The sequence below is a fragment of the Desemzia sp. C1 genome (assembly GCF_020882875.1).
GTDB lineage: Bacteria > Bacillota > Bacilli > Lactobacillales > Carnobacteriaceae > Desemzia > Desemzia incerta.
In genome coordinates this window covers 2,341,432-2,359,856 of record NZ_JAJIZP010000003.1, presented here as the reverse complement: position 1 = coordinate 2,359,856, position 18,425 = coordinate 2,341,432, and the positions used below count along the sequence as shown (strand labels likewise).

The 18,425-nt window shown below is 38.1% G+C and carries 17 protein-coding genes, 1 pseudogene and 1 riboswitch; of the genes and pseudogenes, 16 read left to right on the top strand and 2 right to left on the bottom strand.

What is annotated here, in order from left to right; translation table 11 throughout:
- The first annotated feature begins 96 nt into the window (after positions 1–96).
- The gene (gene rpsO, locus LMF32_RS11830; RefSeq protein WP_092481136.1) at positions 97–366 is read left to right on the top strand and encodes a 30S ribosomal protein S15; all 270 of its coding nucleotides are present in this window, start codon (positions 97–99) and stop codon (positions 364–366) included.
- Between the two features lie 262 nt (positions 367–628).
- Positions 629–2,767, top strand: a complete 2,139-nt coding sequence (pnp, locus tag LMF32_RS11825; RefSeq protein ID WP_230524860.1) for a polyribonucleotide nucleotidyltransferase — start codon at positions 629–631, stop codon at positions 2,765–2,767.
- A gap of 222 nt (positions 2,768–2,989) precedes the next feature.
- On the opposite strand, the gene LMF32_RS11820 is transcribed toward pnp, so the two are convergent.
- Complete coding sequence (locus LMF32_RS11820; RefSeq protein ID WP_230524859.1) at positions 2,990–4,375, bottom strand: ISNCY family transposase; 1,386 nt, start codon at positions 4,373–4,375, stop codon at positions 2,990–2,992.
- Positions 4,376–4,584: 209 nt separating this feature from the next.
- On the opposite strand from LMF32_RS11820, the gene LMF32_RS11815 reads away from it, so the two are divergent.
- The 13 genes and pseudogenes from LMF32_RS11815 (at position 4,585) to LMF32_RS11755 (ending at position 16,965) form a co-directional block, all read left to right on the top strand.
- Positions 4,585–5,640, top strand: a complete 1,056-nt coding sequence (locus LMF32_RS11815; protein ID WP_230524858.1) for an aspartate-semialdehyde dehydrogenase — start codon at positions 4,585–4,587, stop codon at positions 5,638–5,640.
- A 24-nt stretch (positions 5,641–5,664) separates the two neighbouring features.
- Entirely contained in the window at positions 5,665–6,537 is an 873-nt protein-coding gene (dapA, locus tag LMF32_RS11810) for a 4-hydroxy-tetrahydrodipicolinate synthase (protein ID WP_230524857.1), read from the top strand.
- A gap of 32 nt (positions 6,538–6,569) precedes the next feature.
- Positions 6,570–8,255 (top strand): ribonuclease J, encoded by a 1,686-nt coding sequence (locus tag LMF32_RS11805; RefSeq protein WP_188203775.1) that lies wholly within the window; start codon positions 6,570–6,572, stop codon positions 8,253–8,255.
- Between the two features lie 71 nt (positions 8,256–8,326).
- Positions 8,327–8,989 (top strand): HD domain-containing protein, encoded by a 663-nt coding sequence (locus LMF32_RS11800; RefSeq protein ID WP_230524856.1) that lies wholly within the window; start codon positions 8,327–8,329, stop codon positions 8,987–8,989.
- A 96-nt stretch (positions 8,990–9,085) separates the two neighbouring features.
- Entirely contained in the window at positions 9,086–9,379 is a 294-nt protein-coding gene (locus tag LMF32_RS11795) for a hypothetical protein (protein WP_230524855.1), read from the top strand.
- Between the two features lie 38 nt (positions 9,380–9,417).
- Complete coding sequence (locus LMF32_RS11790) at positions 9,418–9,564, top strand: hypothetical protein (protein ID WP_230524854.1); 147 nt, start codon at positions 9,418–9,420, stop codon at positions 9,562–9,564.
- 83 nt (positions 9,565–9,647) lie between these two features.
- Positions 9,648–9,750: riboswitch (TPP riboswitch) on the top strand.
- Positions 9,751–9,827: 77 nt separating this feature from the next.
- Positions 9,828–10,397 (top strand): energy-coupled thiamine transporter ThiT, encoded by a 570-nt coding sequence (thiT, locus tag LMF32_RS11785; protein ID WP_230524853.1) that lies wholly within the window; start codon positions 9,828–9,830, stop codon positions 10,395–10,397.
- A 130-nt stretch (positions 10,398–10,527) separates the two neighbouring features.
- Positions 10,528–11,691 (top strand): site-2 protease family protein, encoded by a 1,164-nt coding sequence (locus tag LMF32_RS11780; RefSeq protein ID WP_230524852.1) that lies wholly within the window; start codon positions 10,528–10,530, stop codon positions 11,689–11,691.
- Between the two features lie 115 nt (positions 11,692–11,806).
- A pseudogene (gene cls / locus LMF32_RS11775) lies at positions 11,807–13,257 on the top strand (cardiolipin synthase).
- A gap of 216 nt (positions 13,258–13,473) precedes the next feature.
- The gene (locus tag LMF32_RS11770; protein ID WP_230524851.1) at positions 13,474–14,649 is read left to right on the top strand and encodes a betaine/proline/choline family ABC transporter ATP-binding protein; all 1,176 of its coding nucleotides are present in this window, start codon (positions 13,474–13,476) and stop codon (positions 14,647–14,649) included.
- A 15-nt stretch (positions 14,650–14,664) separates the two neighbouring features.
- Positions 14,665–15,300, top strand: a complete 636-nt coding sequence (locus LMF32_RS11765; RefSeq protein WP_230524850.1) for an ABC transporter permease — start codon at positions 14,665–14,667, stop codon at positions 15,298–15,300.
- An 11-nt stretch (positions 15,301–15,311) separates the two neighbouring features.
- On the top strand, positions 15,312–16,265 hold the full coding sequence (locus LMF32_RS11760; protein WP_230524849.1) for an osmoprotectant ABC transporter substrate-binding protein: 954 nt from the start codon (positions 15,312–15,314) through the stop codon (positions 16,263–16,265).
- 1 nt (position 16,266) lies between these two features.
- Positions 16,267–16,965: an ABC transporter permease gene (locus LMF32_RS11755; protein ID WP_278046300.1), complete on the top strand. Its 699-nt coding sequence runs from the start codon at positions 16,267–16,269 to the stop codon at positions 16,963–16,965.
- A 61-nt stretch (positions 16,966–17,026) separates the two neighbouring features.
- Here the strand turns inward: LMF32_RS11755 and LMF32_RS11750 are convergent, their stop codons facing one another.
- Positions 17,027–17,347, bottom strand: a complete 321-nt coding sequence (locus tag LMF32_RS11750; protein ID WP_230524848.1) for a hypothetical protein — start codon at positions 17,345–17,347, stop codon at positions 17,027–17,029.
- Positions 17,348–17,496: 149 nt separating this feature from the next.
- Here LMF32_RS11750 and LMF32_RS11745 point away from each other — a divergent pair, with 149 nt between their 5' ends.
- Positions 17,497–18,366 (top strand): DegV family protein, encoded by an 870-nt coding sequence (locus LMF32_RS11745; RefSeq protein ID WP_230524847.1) that lies wholly within the window; start codon positions 17,497–17,499, stop codon positions 18,364–18,366.
- Positions 18,367–18,425: the final 59 nt, after the last annotated feature.

Sequence of the window (18,425 nt, the reverse complement as noted above, 5' to 3'; positions counted from 1 at the left end):
ATTTAGATGTGCGATAAGCACGTACCTTTTACTTGGTTGTACGAGTCACCAACGACTACTCAGTAAAAGGAAAAAAACAGAAAGAGGTGTTTAGAAATGGCTATTTCTAAAGAACGCAAAAACGAAATCATTACTCAATACGCAAGACACGAAGGAGATACTGGTTCTCCAGAAGTACAAATTGCTGTATTGACTGAAGAAATCAACCACTTAAATGAGCATGCACGTACTCACAAAAAAGACCACCATTCTTACCGTGGATTGATGAAAAAAATCGGTCACCGTCGTAACTTGTTAGCATACTTACGTAACAAAGATGTTGCTCGTTACCGTGAATTAATCCAAAGCTTAGGCTTACGTCGTTAAGATCCGTTTGTCTATTTTCTAAAGCGGGGTTCTTAGGAATCTCGCTTGTTTTATTGAGAAAATGCAGCCCGTTTTAAGAGTGAATCGGCGATGAGCTTATTCATGTTTTAAAAGCAAATTGATTTTGCTTACTACACACAGAGAACATTGAAGTATCCGTTATCCTACTATGCAAATGTGAGCGTTTAAACTTTAAATACTGACATTTGTTTAGTAGATTGCTGGGATATCAATGGTTCTCGATAAAAAAGGAGAACAAATAATGACAGAAAAACAAGTTTTTACAACTGAACTTGGCGGACGCCCTTTAACAGTTGAAATAGGACAGTTAGCCAAACAAGCAAATGGGGCCGTTTTGGTTCGTTATGGAGACACAGTTGTTTTAACAGCTGCTGTAGCCAGCAAAGATGCTATGGATGTAGATTTCTTTCCATTAACAGTAAACTACGAAGAAAAAATGTATGCAGTAGGTAAAATCCCAGGAGGATTCATCAAACGTGAAGGCCGTCCTAGTGAAAATGCTACATTGACTGCTCGTTTGATTGACCGCCCAATTCGTCCTATGTTTGCAGATGGATTCCGTAATGAGGTACAAATCACTAATACAGTTATGTCAGTGGAACAAGACTGCTCTCCAGAAATGGCAGCTATGCTTGGATCATCTTTGGCTTTAGTGGTTTCTGACATTCCATTTAACGGACCTATTGCAGGAGTAAACGTTGGACGTGTAAACGGAGAGTTGATCATCAACCCAACGGTTCAACAAGACGAAGAGTCGGATATCCAATTAACGGTAGCTGGAACAAAAACAGCGATTAACATGGTTGAAAGTGGTGCTGCAGAAGTATCTGAAGAAGGTATGTTGGAAGCATTGATGTTCGGTCATGAAGAAATCAAAAAATTAGTGGCTTTCCAAGAAGAAATCCAAGCAGCTGTTGGAAAAGAAAAAATGGAAGTCCTATTATTAGAAGTAGATGCAGATGTACAAGAAGAAGTACAAGCAGCTTACAAAGAAAAAATGGTAAATGCGATTCAAATCTTTGATAAACAAGAACGCGCTGAACAAACTGAAGCAGTGAAAAAAGAAGCTATTGCTTTCTTTGAAGCTAAATACGCTGATCATGATGAAGCAGCTCGTATCAACAAAGAAGTGAAAAAAATCGTTGAAGATCTTGAAAAAGATGAAGTACGCCGTTTGATCACAGAAGAAAAAATCCGTCCGGATGGTCGTAAAATTGATGAGATTCGTCCATTAGCTTCAGAAACAGGTGTTTTACCAAGAGCTCATGGTTCTGGTTTGTTTACACGTGGACAAACACAAGCATTGTCTATTGCGACTCTAGCGCCTCTTGGAGAACATCAAATTATTGATGGCTTAGGTATTGAAGAAAGCAAACGATTTATCCACCATTACAATTTCCCGCAATTCTCAGTTGGTAGCACAGGCCGCGGCCGCGCACCAGGCAGACGTGAAATTGGACATGGGGCTTTAGGCGAACGCGCTATGGCTCAAGTTATCCCTAATGAAAAAGATTTCCCTTACATGATTCGTGTGGTTTCAGAAGTTTTAGAATCAAATGGTTCTTCTTCTCAAGCAAGTATCTGTGCAGGAATCTTAGCGTTGATGGATGCTGGTGTACCTATTAAAGCTCCAGTTGCTGGTATTGCAATGGGATTGGTCAGCGACGGAAGCAACCATACTGTCTTAACGGATATCCAAGGGTTGGAAGATCACCTAGGCGATATGGACTTTAAAGTTGCTGGAACAGCCGAAGGAATCACAGCATTACAAATGGATATCAAAATCCAAGGAATTACTCAAGAAATTTTAACGGAAGCATTGACTCAAGCTAAAAAGGCTCGTTTAGAAATCTTAGATGAATTAGTATCTACTATCTCTGAACCGCGCAAAGAATTGAGCAAATACGCTCCGAAAATTGAAATGATGCAAATCAAACCAGAAAAAATCAAAGTCGTTATTGGACGCGGTGGAGACCAAATCAATGCTATTATCGAAGAAACTGGCGTTAAGATCGACATTGATCAAGACGGTAAAGTCAGCATTGCTTCAGATAATGCAGAAATGATCCAACGTGCAAAAGAAATCATCGAAGAATTGACGAAAGAAATCGAAGTTGGTCAAGTTTACGATGGTACTGTAAAACGCGTTGAAAAATTTGGTGCTTTTGTTGAAATCGCTAAAGGAAAAGACGGTTTGGTGCACATCTCTCAATTAGATACTAAACGTGTGGCTAAAGTAGAAGATGTCGTAAACGTTGGCGACTCTCTGAAAGTCAAAGTCATTGAAATCGATCGTCAAGGTCGTATCAATCTTTCTCACAAAGTATTAATGGAAGAAGAACAACAAGAATCTAGCGAAACAGAAACAACAACTAACTAAAACAATGAAGCCTTACTGGATTAGATTCAGTAAGGCTTTTTTACGTTATAAAACCATTGAAACGTAAGCAGTAAAGCAACTGGACCGATGTTTACCAATGACGAAAGTTTTTGTTTGGTGTCAAGCGAAAGTTAAAATGTCCTAAAACCAAGGCTCACATTAATGCAAGCTTTTACTTCGCAAAAGCTTGCATTAATGTGACCGAATTTGTTAAAATTAGTCTTAAGCTGTTTGTTCAGCTTCGTACTCTTCGAGTGTTTTTCCGACACTGCGAAGATATCTTTTGAAAGATTCTAGTTTCCACGGGTGAGATTGTGGGGGAATATACTGGCGTCTTTCTTTTTTTTGCTCTGGAATCGGATCAAACTCTTGTGAGTAGTAGTCATGTTCTTTCAGTCTCCTTGTTGTGTATATTTTTTCAGCTATATTTACATAGATATCTCCGTTAAACGCTTCGATAACCAACACCTTTGATCTTCGCGTGAAGTAGTGCTCTTCACTGCCTTCCGTAGGCAGGTAGTAGTTGTTTTGATACCGAATATGATGCCCACTATCCACTTTTCTATTCGCTACTCGTGCTAATAATAAATTGATTTCTGATTTAGTTGGTGCGTTTTCATAGATGGATTCCTTCGTTTTATTGCCAAACTTCTTATTGAAAGTCCTAATCCATTTCGTTAAAAAGTGATTGGCTTCCTCCATAGATTGTATTCCAGCTAAGTCTAAATCTACAGGAAGTCGTGATTGAACAGTCCCGTTTAAGCGCTCTACGCGGCCTTTAGCTTGTGGAATAGAGGAGGTTTTAATCTCAATACCGAGTTGATGACAGGCAAAACCAAACTGGGTAAAGGTATCTTCTTCGACCGCTTTCATGGCTTTTGATGTGTATTCGAAAACCGTTCGTTTATCTGTTAAAAAAGCTAAAGGGATGCCTTGTTTCGTTAGGATCTGATTGAGCACATGATAATAGCCATTGAGTGTTTCTTGCATATCGAAATAAGCCCCGACGATATTACCAGAAGCGTCATCAATAGCTAAATGGAGATGTGTCACCTCTTTACCAAACCAGTTATAGGAGCTGGCATCCATTTGAATAAGCTCCCCCTGATATTTCTTTCTAGGACGGCTAGGGTGACTTTTTTCGGGTAACTCCATTTGATCTTCGGCTCTTGGAACCAGTGGGTTATAAGACCCTTTTTTACCTTTCATTGATTTAGCTTTGATTCGAGCATTTATTTTCTTACGTGTTTTTCTTTGAGCCTTAGGTGATAGAATATCAGCATGATATAAAATATGACGAATGGTCGTATCGGTGTAACAGATAGCATGATCCTCCTTCAAAATTTCAGTAAAATGCTTCACGTTAGGCTTTATCTTAAAACTTTGATAGAGCTCGATCACTTGTCTTTTTATTTCCTCTGGCACGGCGTGCCTAGCTGCTTTTCCTCTGTTGCCGTGTGAAAAAACAGCTTTTCCTCCTTCTTGATAGTCTTGAATCAATCTGTTGACTTGCCTCATCGAGAGCCCAAGTTCAACACAAGCTCTCTTTTTTTCCTTTCTTTTTTCTGCCACAGCTTTTATTACTTTATATTTCTTATCTTCATTCATCGTTAGTATTATCCTTTTCATGATTTTATTTTATCATTTTGGGACATTTTATGCTTCGACCTACTTAGGACATTATCACGTTCGAACGATATTACCAATGACGAAAGTTTTTGTTTGGTATGATTTCACAGTGAATTATGATAAAATGAATAATGGTACTATTCGTAAGTTTAAATAAAAGATAAAAGTTTAGAAGTAGGAGTGAGATTATGAATGGATATTCAGTAGCAGTAGTTGGCGCAACAGGAGCAGTAGGGACAAAAATCATTAAGATGCTGGAAAATGCAGCTTTTCCAATCAAAGAAGTAAGATTACTCTCTTCTAAGCGTTCTGCTGGTAAAAAATTGGTATTTAAAGATACCGAAATTGAAGTTCAAGAAACAACTGAAGATTCATTCAGTGGAATAGATATTGCTTTATTTAGTGCAGGAGGAGACATCTCTAAAAAATTCGCTCCAGAAGCCGTCAAACATGGGGCAATTGTCATTGACAATACAAGTGCTTACCGCATGGACCCAGAAGTTCCTTTGGTTGTACCTGAAGTCAATCCTGAGGCATTGGAAAAACATTCTGGTATAATTGCCAATCCTAATTGCTCAACGATCCAAATGGTTGCAGCATTGCATCCAATACGAAAAGCATTTGGACTGGACAGAGTAATCGTTTCAACATACCAAGCAGTCAGTGGAGCAGGAAACTCGGCATTGAAAGAAATGTATGATCAAGCTCAGCAGATGATGGATGATAAACCTTACGAGGCTAACATTTTACCAGCTGGCGGAGATAAAAAACATTTTCCTATTGCTTTCAATGCTTTGCCCCAAATCGATGTATTTGACAAAAAAGGGTATACAAAAGAAGAATGGAAAATGACCAACGAGACTAAAAAAATCATGGGCGATGATGCGATAAAGTTATCTGCTACATGCGTGCGTGTCCCAGTTGCTTATGGACATTCAGAATCTGTGTACATCGAAGTCAAAGACACGACTGCTTCAGTGGAGAAGATTCGAGATATTTTAAGAGAAGCACCAGGGGTAACTTTAGAAGACGATCCAAGTGAGCAAATTTATCCTACTGCATTAACTGCTGAAAACAAAAAAGATGTTTTTGTCGGTCGGATTCGTAAAGACTTGGATGATGAAGCAGGCTACCATATGTGGATCGTTTCAGACAATCTATTAAAAGGTGCAGCTTGGAATACTGTTCAAATTGCAGAAAAAATGCACGAATTGAATTTGATTCAGCCATCATCTATCAAATAGACTAAAGCTAGAGGAGGACGTAATTTGAATATCCAACAAGCAAGTATCATTACAGCAATGGTTACGCCGTTTGATCATGAGAACAATATCGATTTCAAAAAATTAGAAAAATTGATTGATCATTTGATTGCAACGGGTACTCAAGGAATTGTAGTTGGTGGAACAACTGGTGAGTCTCCTACACTTTCTCACGATGAAAAATTGACATTGTACCAACATACAGTAGAATTTGCAGCAGGACGTGTCCCAATCATAGCAGGAACAGGTTCAAATAATACTGCTGAAACGATTTCTTTTACACAAGAGGTAGCGCAAATTAAAGGAATTGATGCAGCATTGGTGGTAACTCCTTACTATAATAAACCGAATCAAGCTGGGTTATACGCTCACTTTGAAGCGGTAGCAAAAAGTACGGATCTGCCGATCATTATTTACAATGTTCCAGGAAGAACCAGTGTCTCCATAGAACCAGCTACAACGATTCGTTTGTCCGCTATTGAAACTATTATTGGTGTCAAAGAATGTGTTGGAATAGAAGCCATGAGTGAAATCATTTCTCATACGGATGCTGACTTTTTAGTTTATACTGGTGAAGATGCATTATCCTTACCAGCTAAGGCGATTGGTGCAAATGGTGTGATCTCTGTAGCGAGCCAAGTTTTCGGCGAAGAGATGAAAGAAATGTACGATGCATTTGAAGCGGGTAAATTAACAGAGGCAGCAAAACTGTCCCGTGAGTTGATTCCGAAAATGGATGCGTTGTTTTCAGTTCCTTCTCCTGCACCAACAAAATTTTTATTAAATCATCAAGGAATTGATGTTGGCGGAGTAAGATTGCCTCTAGTAGAGTGCACAACTGAAGAAGAAAAAGTAATTTTATCAACTTGTATTAAATAAACTATTGGAAAAATGATTGAAGAGGTGAAGTAATGAGCAAAATTAAAGTGATTCCACTTGGTGGCGTACGTGAAAATGGAAAGAATATGTACGTAGTGGAAGTAGATGAAGAAATTTTTGTATTGGATTGCGGTTTGATGTATCCAGAAACGGAATTATTCGGGATTGATGTAGTGATTCCAAATTTTGATTATTTGGAGGAAAATAAAGATAGAGTAACTGGGGTATTCTTGACTCATGGTCATGAGGATGCTATTGGAGCTTTACCTTATTTCTTGCAAAAGTTTAATGTTCCCGTTTTCGGTACAGAGCTGACTATCGAATTAGCAAAAATGAGTGTAGAAGAAAAAGGTCAATCGATCAAATTTGACGATTACCACGTTATTGATGAACAAACCGAAATTGAATTTAACAATGCTGTAATCAGCTTCTTTAGAACAACTCATTCGATTCCTGATTCAGTAGGGATCGTTGTAAAAACTGAAGAAGGAAGTATTGTGTATACAGGAAACTTCAAATTCGATCAAAGTGCACAACCAATGTACAAAACCGATTTAAACCGTATTAGTGATATCGGAAGAGAAAAAGTGTTGGCTTTATTAAGCGACTCAAGTGAAGCAGAAAGTCCAGTTGAAAACGTGAGCGACTTGAAAGTGGCGGAAGAGGTACTAGATACCTTCCAAAATACTTCAAGCAGAATCATCGTCGCTGCTGTTGCCAGCAATATTTTGAGAATTCAACAAGTTTTTGATGCGGCTCACCGTTCAAAACGTAAAATCTTTATCACAGGGAAAAACTTGGAAGAGATTGTAGACAAAGCATTGAAAATGAATAAATTGCAATTGCCAAGTGACGATTTGATCGTTCCAGTCAAAGACATAGACAAATACGAAGATCATGAAATCGTTGTGCTTGAAACTGGTAGTACTGGGGAACCTATCAAGACGCTGCAACGTATGGCTAAAGGCAAGCATCCGCAAGTGAATATCCAAGAAGGCGATTTGGTGTATATCGTTACCAGTCCTTCTCACGAAATGGAAGTAACGGTTGCGACTACAGAGAATATGGTTTACCGTGCTGGAGGGGCTGTAAAACAAATTACAGACAACTTAAAAGCTTCTGGTCACGCGACACCAAATGATTTAAAATTGATGATCAACTTGATCCATCCTGAGTATTTTATTCCGGTAACTGGTGAATACAGAATGTTGGCTGCTCATGCTGATCTAGCCCATGAAGTAGGAATGTCTTACAAGAATATCATTATTCCTGGAAAAGGTGACATCATCGAATACTCTCACAACCGTTTCACGATGTCTGGACAAGTAGAGTCCGGTAATACAATGGTAGATGGGATCGGAATCGGTGATATCGGAAACATCGTATTGCGCGATCGTAAATTATTGTCTCAAGACGGTATTCTGATTGCTGTTGTAACGATCAACCGTAGAACGAAAGAAATTACTTCTGGTCCAGAAGTAATGACGCGCGGATTTGTATACGTGAAAGAAAATACTCCATTGATCGAACAAAGCAGTGAATTAGTGAGAAAAGTTGTTGAGGAAAATCTGCAGCAAAATGAATTTGAATGGGGTGCTTTGAAGCAAGATATCAGAGACTCTTTAAGTAAATTCTTGTTCGATAAAACGCGCAGAAGACCTGTGATTCTTCCAATTATTATGGAAGCCAGCTCTAACAAAAATAAGAAACAAAAATAAATGCAATTAAGGCTAGGACATCACATGTCCTAGCCTTATTTAAAATAATAACGAATAAAGCAGGTGTATCTATGGAAAAACAACAAGAAGAAATCATCACGTTAACAGAACAATTTGTAGCAGACTTATTTCAAAATGATGCATCGGGACATGATTGGTGGCATATCCACCGAGTAAGGAACTTAGCTAAACAGATGGCAGAAGAAGAACCCGGACCGGTAAATACTTTTGTTTGCGAGATGGCAGCTTTGCTGCATGATGTTCCAGATGATAAACTAGTTAAAAATGCTGCAGAAGGTGAAAAACGGTTGATGGATTGGCTGAACCAATTTTCTTTGCCTAAAGAGATCCAAGAGCAGATTCTTTTTATAGTGTTGAATCTATCTTATAAAGGTGGGACCAATAAAGTGCAGCTCGACTCTATTGAAGGAATGCTGGTGCAGGATGCGGATCGTTTAGACGCTATTGGTGCAATTGGGATCGCACGGACTATGGCTTTTTCGGGTTCACGAGGACGTCTGATTCATGATCCGTCTAAAAAACCGAGAGAATCTATGAGTTACGAAGAATACCGTTCAGGAGACGATACAGCCATCATGCATTTTTATGAAAAACTGTTGAAGTTGAAAGATACGATGAATACACAAACCGGAAAACTCTTTGCACAAAGAAGACATGAATATATGGAGACTTTTCTAGAAGAATTTTACTTAGAGTGGGATGGATTGAGGTAAGAGGAAAAAAACGAATAGAAGGCTTATCAAGAGACTTTCGAACTTGTCATCTGTTATTCTTGAATCAATAACTTAAAGGGAACAGGGTGTGTGCGGATGGAAACTATACAGTTGAGAGAAGCTATGATCGAAGATATACCTAAGTTGGAAAATTATGCGATCGAGTCAAATACTTACATGATCAAACCAATGGATGCTCTAACAGAAAGTTTGCACGAAACTGGAAAACATCCTATATTGATTTTAAAAGGAAACGATTTAGTCGGATTCTTTATTCTACAATTTGGCATAGGCGTTTCTCGCTATACGGATAATCCTAACGCCGTTTTATTTAAAGCGCACTCTATCGATTTGAGGTATCAAAGTCAAGGGTATGCAAAAAATCGTTAGAGTTGTTACCGGATTATGTGCGGGAGTATTATCCAGATGTGGATGAAATCGTTTTATCCGTAGCTGTAGACAACATCAGCAGCCAAATGTTATACGTGCGTTCTGGTTTTCTAAACAGCTTGAAAAGAATAAATATAAACGATAAAGTTGAATACGTACTAGCTAAAAAAGTGAAATCGCATTAAGAATCCCTATCCAGAATCGGTCTGATATTGACAATTCAAAGACTTTTCGTTACACTGAACAAGGAATAAAAATTGAATGAACATCCATCACAAAGGGGAGCTGAAAAGCTGAGATTGAATCGATTCGATTCTGACCCTTCGAACCTGTTCGTTAGTACGAGCGTAGGAATTGTGACGGAGAGCGAAAGTATTTATATATATACTTAAGTAATCTCCTCCTTTGTTGTTTGGCATTGTTCAAATTATAAGGGAGGAGTTTTTTTATGCGCAACAAAAATTTTAGTGTGTGGATGGAAGGAACGATTATAGCCGCTTTGGCGATCGTATTGTCTTTGATTCCAACAAATATAGGGCCGTCGTTTACCGTGTCGTTAGGAATGATACCAGTGACGCTTTATGCTTTTAGAAGAGGATTTGTACCAGCTGTTTATGCCGGTTTTTTATGGGGGATCTTGCATTTTGTAATAGGAAATGCTTATATCTTAAGTCCGCTGCAAGGATTTATTGAATATTTTATTGCATTTGCATTTGCTGGATTTGGAGGGTTATTTGCCAAAAAAGTCCAATCACTTAGTGAAGAAAATCGAGTACATCAATTAAACTTATTTATTGTGTTGGGGACGTTTACTGGGACCATGGCTCGATTTTTCTGGCATTTTGTAGCCGGGTATTACTTCTGGGGAAGTTATGCGCCAGAAGGAATGGGTGCTTTTGTCTATTCTTTTATCACACAAATCTTAAGCGGTGTTATTACTGCTGTCGTTGCAAGTATGATTTTGATAGTGATTCAAAAAACAACGCCAAGACTATTTATCACAAAGACAGTTGCATAAAACAGAAAGAAAACAGGTGCAAAGCCTGTTTTCTTTTATTTTTGAGAGCGATTGACTTTTATAAAAGAATACTTCATGATGGATAAAAAGCGTTATCAAAAGACTGTGAAATGCAAGAGGAGGCTGATAAATGGAACATATAAAGACTAAAAAGAAGAAGAAAAGTCCCTTGCTTAAAAATATCCTGTTTCTTTCATTGAGTATGGGAGTCGGATTACTATTAGGTGTATTTGGTGCTGTATTTTTACCTGAGACAGTTTTGGAATGGAATGTTTTGCATTTAGTTCTAGGGATCATTTTTTTCTGTTTGAGTTATTTTTTACATATTTTAATTCATGAGTTAGGACATTTGATTTTTGGACTATTAACAGGTTATTCGTTTGTTTCTTTTCGAGTAGGAAGTTTTACGATCATCAAGGAAGATGGGAAGTTCAAGCGTAAAAAATTTCATCTGCCGGGAACAGGTGGTCAGTGCTTGATGTCTCCGCCTGAGTATTCAGAAAAATCGTTTCCGTACATTATCTATAACTTAGGAGGCGTACTGCTGAATCTGGTCACATCGATCATAGCTTTAGGGATTATTGCGAGGATAGAACAGTTATCTGCTTTTGCTCTAGTTGGATGGCAATTATTTTTGGTTGCTGGTCTTTTTACAGCCGTGACGAATGGGATTCCGCTAAAAATAGGAGGTCTTCCAAATGACGGGCACAACATTTATTCTATAATGAAAAAGGAAGAAAATAAAAAAGCTTTTTTTACGCAATTGAAAATGAATGCCTTAATGACGCAAGGCATTCGTATCAAAGACATTCCTTTTGAAGAATTGTCTGTCAACGAGTTGAATGCCGGAACTAGTACATTGGAAGTGGCTATTCATATTTTGCAATACAATTGGTACCTAGATCGTTTAGACTTAAAAAAGGCTCAACAGAAATTAACGGAATTGTTGTCTTATATGGATAATTACCCTTTATTTTACAAGCAAGAATTAGCTTGCGAGCAATTGTTTTTGGCTTTGGTATCTCACGAAGATTCAGCAGTCATAGAAGAGCTGTATGATGACGAGCTGAAAACATATATCAAGAAGATGGGTTTTTTGCCGAATAAGAAACGGTTGCTGATGACTCTTGAAGCACACCATTATCAAAACAAAGAAGTCATGCAGCAATACTTTAAGCAACTATTGAAAACGGCTGAAACTTATCCTATAAGAGGAGAGGCAGAGATGGAGATCATGTTAGGGAACTGGGTGAAAGACTCAAAGACCGATGATGAAAACCAGGCGGGGCATTGAAATAAGGAAAAATACTGATCAAGTGAGAATAAGTGTAGTATGATAGAGATATAAAACGATTCAGTTCGTTCATTTTACCTATAAGCAGGTAACTATTCGAAAAGAGGTGAGTTTATTGAGGTATGTTTTTTACTTTGTTTCATTGTTTTTTGCTATCAATAGTATTTTTGCAGCCATAACAGTGTTTCGTGAAAAACGGGATATTGCTGCAACATGGGCCTGGTTATTGGTCTTAAACTTTTTACCTGGGATAGGTTTTATCATCTATTTCTTTATTGGAAAAAAAATCTCCAAAGAAAAAATCTTTGATATTCAAGCGCAAGAGAGCATCGGTATGCCTGAACTGGTAGAAGCTCAAAAACAGATGCTGCTGGAAGAAGAGAGATTGCTGTCAAAAAAACAAGACACAGAGGATTCTAAAGAAATTACGAATTTATTCTTGGAAAGCAGCGAGTCTATTTTGACAAAAGGAAATCAAGTAGAGTTTTTCGTAGACGGAAAAGAAAAATTCAAGTCTCTTATTCGAGACATCTACCAAGCAGAAAATCATGTACATATGATTTATTATATTTTCCATAATGATTATATCGGCAACATGGTGTTAAAAGCTTTGGAAGACAGAGCTGCTGCCGGAGTAGAAGTTTTAGTCATTTACGATGCATTAGGTTCCAGGGCCTTGAAACTCGCTTCTTTTAAACGTTTGATTGAGTTAGGTGGACGAGTGGAAACCTTTTTGGTTCTAGATTAGGTTTAATCAACTTCAGGATCAACTTACGTAATCACCGCAAAATTGTCGTAATTGACGGAAAGATCGGTTATATCGGCGGATTTAATGTAGGGGATGAGTATCTGGTGATGGATAAGAAATTTGGTTATTGGAGAGATACTCATTTGAAAATTGAAGGGAATGGGGTCTTGGCCTTGCAAAGCCGATTCATTATGGATTGGAATGCAGCCGTTCCGACAACTCCGTTAGAATATGAAGAAAAATATTTTCCTTATATTCCGCGTAAAGGCGAAACCAATCTTCAAATCGTTTCCAGCGGACCGGATACAGAAATACAGCAAATCAAAAAAGGGTACATCAAAATGATCAGTACAGCTGATGAGTCTGTCTACATCCAAACCCCTTATTTTGTTCCTGATGAAGCGTTGATAGAGACACTGCAGATAGCCGTTATGTCAGGAATCGACGTCAAGATTATGATTCCTAATAAACCTGACCATCCCTTTATTTATCAAGCTACGTTATCCTATGCTGCTCAAATGGTAGATGTAGGCGCGGAAGTTTACATTTACGAAAATGGATTCTTACACAGTAAAACCATCGTCATTGATGGAGAAATCTGTTCAGTAGGAACAGCTAATTTTGATATTAGAAGTTTCAAATTGAATTTTGAAGTCAATGCTTTTATGTATGATCCTTCAGTAGCTAAACAGCAGGAAAGTTATTTCTTTAAAGATATGGAGAAAAGCCGTTTGTTGACGAAAGAAGAAATTGAGAATCAGTCAAAGTGGGTCAAATTCAAACAAAGTTTTTCTCGTTTACTTTCACCGATCTTATAACAGAATAGATATCAAAAGGAGCGCAAATCAAATTTGCGTTCCTTTTTTTTCACCTAAATGGGAACGTGTTTTAGTTGTAAGTGTCATTTATCCAGCCGCTCTTATGAAATGGTACCATGAAAATTCTGTGAAAGCATGTTTTTTGCTATTCCGTGCCCGTTATGCAACAATAAATAAGAGTGTGTGTGAAAAAAACATCTAACGAGGTGGAAGAGAATGATTGAATTTAAAAATGTATCCAAAACATATAAGGATGGAACGAAGGCTGTAGAAAATATCAATTTGACGTTCAATGATGGAGAATTCATCGTATTCATCGGAACCAGCGGGAGCGGAAAAACGACGTCTATGCGTATGATCAACCGAATGAACGAACCAACTAAAGGGCAGATCCTGATTGATGGAGAAGATATCATGAAGAAAGACCCGGTGGAATTGAGAAGAGGAATTGGCTATGTCATCCAGCAGATTGGATTGATGCCTCATATGACAGTGTATGACAATATCACATTGGTGCCCAAGTTGTTAAAATGGCCGGAAGAGAAGAAAAGAGCTAAAGCAGAAGAATTAATCAAACGTGTCGATTTGCCAGTTGAATTCTTAGATCGCTACCCAAGTGAACTTTCAGGTGGACAGCAACAAAGGATCGGTGTTATTCGAGCTTTGGCTGCGGATCAAGACATCATATTAATGGATGAGCCATTTGGAGCATTGGACCCTATTACAAGAGATGCTTTGCAAGAATTAGTAAAACATCTGCAATCTGAGATGGGTCGTACAGTAGTCTTTGTTACCCACGATATGGATGAAGCTTTGCAATTAGCTGACCGTATTGTCATTATGCAGCAAGGAAAAGTTGTTCAATTTGATACACCAGATAATATTTTGGCAAATCCTGTCAATAAATTCGTAGAAGATTTCCTCGGCGAAGATCGCTTGTTACAAGCTCGTCCTTCTATCCAAACGGTTGATCAAATCATGCTGAAAAATCCAGCTTCTGTCACTCCAGGAAAATCTTTGCAAGATGCTATTCGTATCATGAGAGATCGTAAAGTTGATTCCTTGTTTGTAACAGATGATTCAGGTGTGTTAAAGGGATTAGTTGGGTTGGAAGCGATAGACCGTTACCGAAAAACAGCTACAAGTGTTGGAGATGTCATGGAGCATGAAGTTCGTTTTGTTCGTTCCGGTACTTTGCTGCGCGATACAGTACAACGGATGTTGAAGATTGGGTTCAAAAACATCCCAGTAGTAGATCAAAATGATCGGTTGATTGGTTTAGTCACAAGAGGTTCTCTAGCGGAGATCGTATACGACAACATTTGGGGCGATATTGAAGACGCTAAAGACTTGCCGTTGGAAACTACCGCAGATATCAACTCGGGGCAATAGGAAGGATGAAGAGATATGATTGACTTTATAACGAATAATGGTTCTCAATTATTGTTATTGACTTGGGAACATTTATATATATCCGGTATCGCTTTAGCCTTGGGGATCTTAGTAGCTGTTCCGATTGGAGTCTTGTTGACGCGTTATAAAAAAGTAGCCAGTGCATTTATTAGTGCGATAACGGTATTGCAAACTGTGCCTTCATTAGCTCTATTGGCTTTAATGATCCCGCTGTTCGGTGTAGGGAAAGTTCCTGCAGTCGTTGCGTTGTTTTTGTATTCCTTGATGCCGATTTTGAGAAACACGTATATCGGTATGGAAGGTGTCGATAAAGATTTGATTGATGCAGCTAAAGGGATGGGCATGACAAATAAACAATTGATCTTTTCAGTAGAGTTGCCGCAAGCAGCTCCTGTAATTATGGCTGGTATTCGACTGTCAGGTGTTTACGTCATTGCTTGGGCTACGTTAGCTTCTTATATCGGAGGCGGCGGTCTAGGAGACTTTATTTTTAATGGATTGAACTTATATATACCAGAGTTGATTATCGGTGGTACGATTCCTGTTACATTGTTAGCTTTGCTGGTAGATTTTCTGTTGGGTAAAGTAGAAGAAAAAGTTACACCAGTCAACTTGCGCACTGCGAAATAGGAGGATATAACATGAATAAGTTAAAAACGAAAAAAAGCTTCTTGTTGTCACTAGTCAGTGCAGGGGTGTTAGCAGGTTGCGCTTTACCTGGTTTAGGCAGCGGAAGCGGAGAAGAAGGAATTACAGTAGCTGGGGTAACCTCTACAGAAGGATTGATCATGAGTTATGTAGTAGAAGGTATGATTGAACACTATATGGATGATATGGACGTTCAAGTTATTAATAATCTAGGCTCTTCAACAGTTAGCCATCAAGCGCTATTAAATGGTGATGCAAATATAGCTGGTGTAAAATATACTGGAACTTCATTAACTGGAGAATTGGGAGAAGACCCTATTACTGATCCTGAAAAGGCACTGGAAGTCGTCGTAGAAGGGTTTGACGAAAAATTCGACCAAAAATGGTTCCCTTCCTATGGATTTGCTAACTCCTATGCCTTCATGGTAACGAAAGAAACCGCTGAAGAATATGGTTTAGAGAAAATCAGTGATTTAGAACCTTACGCTTTAGAAATGAATGCCGGAGTAGACAACTCGTGGATAGAACGCGAAGGAGACGGGTATGATGCTTTTCTAGATACTTACGGTTTTGATTTTAATCGTGTCTATCCTATGCAGATAGGACTAGTATATGATGCGCTTCAAGCGGGAAGCATGGACATTATTTTAGGTTACTCTACAGATGGTCGGATAGCGAGTTACGATCTAGTCGTCCTAGAGGATGATTTACAGCTGTTCCCTCCTTACGACGCCAGTCCGTTAGCTACAAATGAGATACTGGAAACTTATCCCGAGTTGGAAGGTATCTTACTGAGAATGGAAGGTATGATAAGCGAAGAGCAAATGCAAGAAATGAATTATGAAGCTGACAATAATTTGAAAGAACCGCAAGTCGTGGCAGAAGAATTTTTAAAAGAAAATAATTACTTTGAAGACGAATCATCTAAAACAGAAGGAGGCGAATAACATGGATCCTACACAAATGAATGTATTGGAGCAGTTGGTTTATTATTACGCTCAAAACGGCTCTTATGTATGGAGCCAGTTTCTCAGACATTTTTTAATGTCAATCTATGGAGTGTTATTCGCCGCCATTATCGCTATTCCAATCGGATTTTGGATTTCCAGACACCGTAAATTAGCGAGCTGGGTCATAGGTGCGGCAAATGTACTTCAAACAGTTCCGTCATTAGCTATGTTATCGATAGTTATGTTGGCGTTTGGACTAGGTTCTACAACTGTTGTCATAACGATCTTTTTCTATTCGTTATTGCCTATATTAAAAAATACCTATGCTGGTGTTCAAAGTGTAGATGATAGTTTACTAGATACGGGTAAAGGAATGGGAATGACAAAAGGACAAGTCACTTTAATGATAGAATTACCTTTAGCATTATCTGTCATTATGGGTGGAATTCGCAATGCCTTGGTAGTAGGAATCGGTATTGGAGCGATTGGTACTTTTATTGGTGCCGGAGGATTAGGAGATATCATTGCCAGAGGGGTTAACGCTACTAATGGTGGAGCTATTATCTTAGCTGGAGCTATACCAACAGCTTTGATGGCAGTTATAGCTGATATCGTTTTAGGACTAATCGAAAAAAGATTGGATCCTACTCAAACTAAACGATTTTTTGAATCTAAAACAGTTGCTCCAAAAAAATAATCAGCAAAGAGACCAGATCGAAAGATTTGGTCTCTTGTCAGTTTAATAGATTATAGTAATATCATTTGTGATGAGTCAGGCGAACATAACGAATTTCATTCGGTTTAATAATAGACATTGTTTTTTTGTCGAGTGTAGATAAAACGATTTTTGATTGATCTTCTGGCGAAGTAATCAGTTTTCCTGTATATTCGTGACAAACGGAGGGATCCATTCGATCCGTCGTTTGTATAGTAATGGATGTAGACTTTATGTAAGCCTGATTTAAGAAATAAATAATTTGTTCTGTTGGCATTTGCGGTAACACGGTCGGCGAGTTGTCTGTTAGAAAATTAGATAAGAATGAAAAAGCAGATAATTTTACTGCACTATTTTTTCCCATGAATACGTCCTCCAAACATTTGTTCGTTTTCTATATTATACGAACAAATGTTCAATAATGCAAACTTTTATTTTCCCTTTTTAATTTTTGGAAAACCTGTCATAATAGAGCAGTGAATAAAAAATACAAAAAAAGTTGGAGTGAGTAAAATGAGTTATAAATTAATCACGGATTCTTGTTGCGATCTACCTTATACGTTTATCGAAGAACAAGATATCGATGTAGTGAATCTAACTGTTCACATGGATGGAAAAGAATTGGTTGACGATATGGGAAAATCTTTTGATCGCAATCAATTTTTTCTTGAATTAAAAAATGGGGCTGTTGCAACAACTTCTCAAATCAATATAGGGACTTATATTGATGTGTTCGAGAAGTATGTTAAAGCAGACATACCTGTTTTGTATATTGCTTTTTCTTCAGCTTTGAGCGGTTTTTATAATAACGCTGTTGCAGCTGTAGAACAATTAAAAGAAGACTATTCTAATGTGAATATTACTATAGTAGATTCAAAAGCGGCTTGTTTAGGAGAAGGACTATTGGTTTACGAAGCTGCGATGCGTAAAACGGCAGGAGCTAGTCTTGAAGAAGTAGCAAAATGGCTGGAAGAAAATAAGATGAAGCTTCATTCTTGGGTAACCGTAGATGATATTAAACATTTGGAACGTGGAGGCAGAATTTCTGCTTTATCTGCTACTCTAGGAACGTTATTAAATGTCAAACCTATTATAGTGGTTAATCCAGAAGGAGGATTAGTCCCTTACGGAAAAGTCAGAGGGCGCAAAAAATCGTTGAGTTATTTAGTGAATAAAACGGTCGAAGGGATCGTTTCTCCTGAAGCGCAGACCATTTTTATTGGACACGTTGGAGTTCCAGAAGAAGCTGAAATGGTAAAACAAGAATTACAAAGCCAGTTGAATGTAAAAGACATAAAAATTTATCCCTATGGACCTACAATTGCTTCACACACAGGATTTGGATCACTTTCTATCTTTTCACTAGGGGAAGAAAGAAAATAAGTCAGTGACTTAAAGTTGGAATAATCTCACATTGTGATATAATTAAACTATTATTTTAT

Coding starts and splice junctions, on each gene's coding strand:
- LMF32_RS11745 (WP_230524847.1), top strand. CDS start 17,497: ATGAGTTATAAATTAATCACGGATTCTTGTTGCGATCTACCTTATACG.
- LMF32_RS11760 (WP_230524849.1), top strand. CDS start 15,312: ATGAATAAGTTAAAAACGAAAAAAAGCTTCTTGTTGTCACTAGTCAGT.
- LMF32_RS11765 (WP_230524850.1), top strand. CDS start 14,665: ATGATTGACTTTATAACGAATAATGGTTCTCAATTATTGTTATTGACT.
- LMF32_RS11755 (WP_278046300.1), top strand. CDS start 16,267: ATGGATCCTACACAAATGAATGTATTGGAGCAGTTGGTTTATTATTAC.
- LMF32_RS11780 (WP_230524852.1), top strand. CDS start 10,528: ATGGAACATATAAAGACTAAAAAGAAGAAGAAAAGTCCCTTGCTTAAA.
- pnp (WP_230524860.1), top strand. CDS start 629: ATGACAGAAAAACAAGTTTTTACAACTGAACTTGGCGGACGCCCTTTA.
- thiT (WP_230524853.1), top strand. CDS start 9,828: ATGCGCAACAAAAATTTTAGTGTGTGGATGGAAGGAACGATTATAGCC.
- LMF32_RS11805 (WP_188203775.1), top strand. CDS start 6,570: ATGAGCAAAATTAAAGTGATTCCACTTGGTGGCGTACGTGAAAATGGA.
- LMF32_RS11815 (WP_230524858.1), top strand. CDS start 4,585: ATGAATGGATATTCAGTAGCAGTAGTTGGCGCAACAGGAGCAGTAGGG.
- LMF32_RS11800 (WP_230524856.1), top strand. CDS start 8,327: ATGGAAAAACAACAAGAAGAAATCATCACGTTAACAGAACAATTTGTA.
- rpsO (WP_092481136.1), top strand. CDS start 97: ATGGCTATTTCTAAAGAACGCAAAAACGAAATCATTACTCAATACGCA.
- LMF32_RS11770 (WP_230524851.1), top strand. CDS start 13,474: ATGATTGAATTTAAAAATGTATCCAAAACATATAAGGATGGAACGAAG.
- LMF32_RS11820 (WP_230524859.1), bottom strand. CDS start 4,375: ATGAATGAAGATAAGAAATATAAAGTAATAAAAGCTGTGGCAGAAAAA.
- LMF32_RS11795 (WP_230524855.1), top strand. CDS start 9,086: ATGGAAACTATACAGTTGAGAGAAGCTATGATCGAAGATATACCTAAG.
- LMF32_RS11750 (WP_230524848.1), bottom strand. CDS start 17,347: ATGGGAAAAAATAGTGCAGTAAAATTATCTGCTTTTTCATTCTTATCT.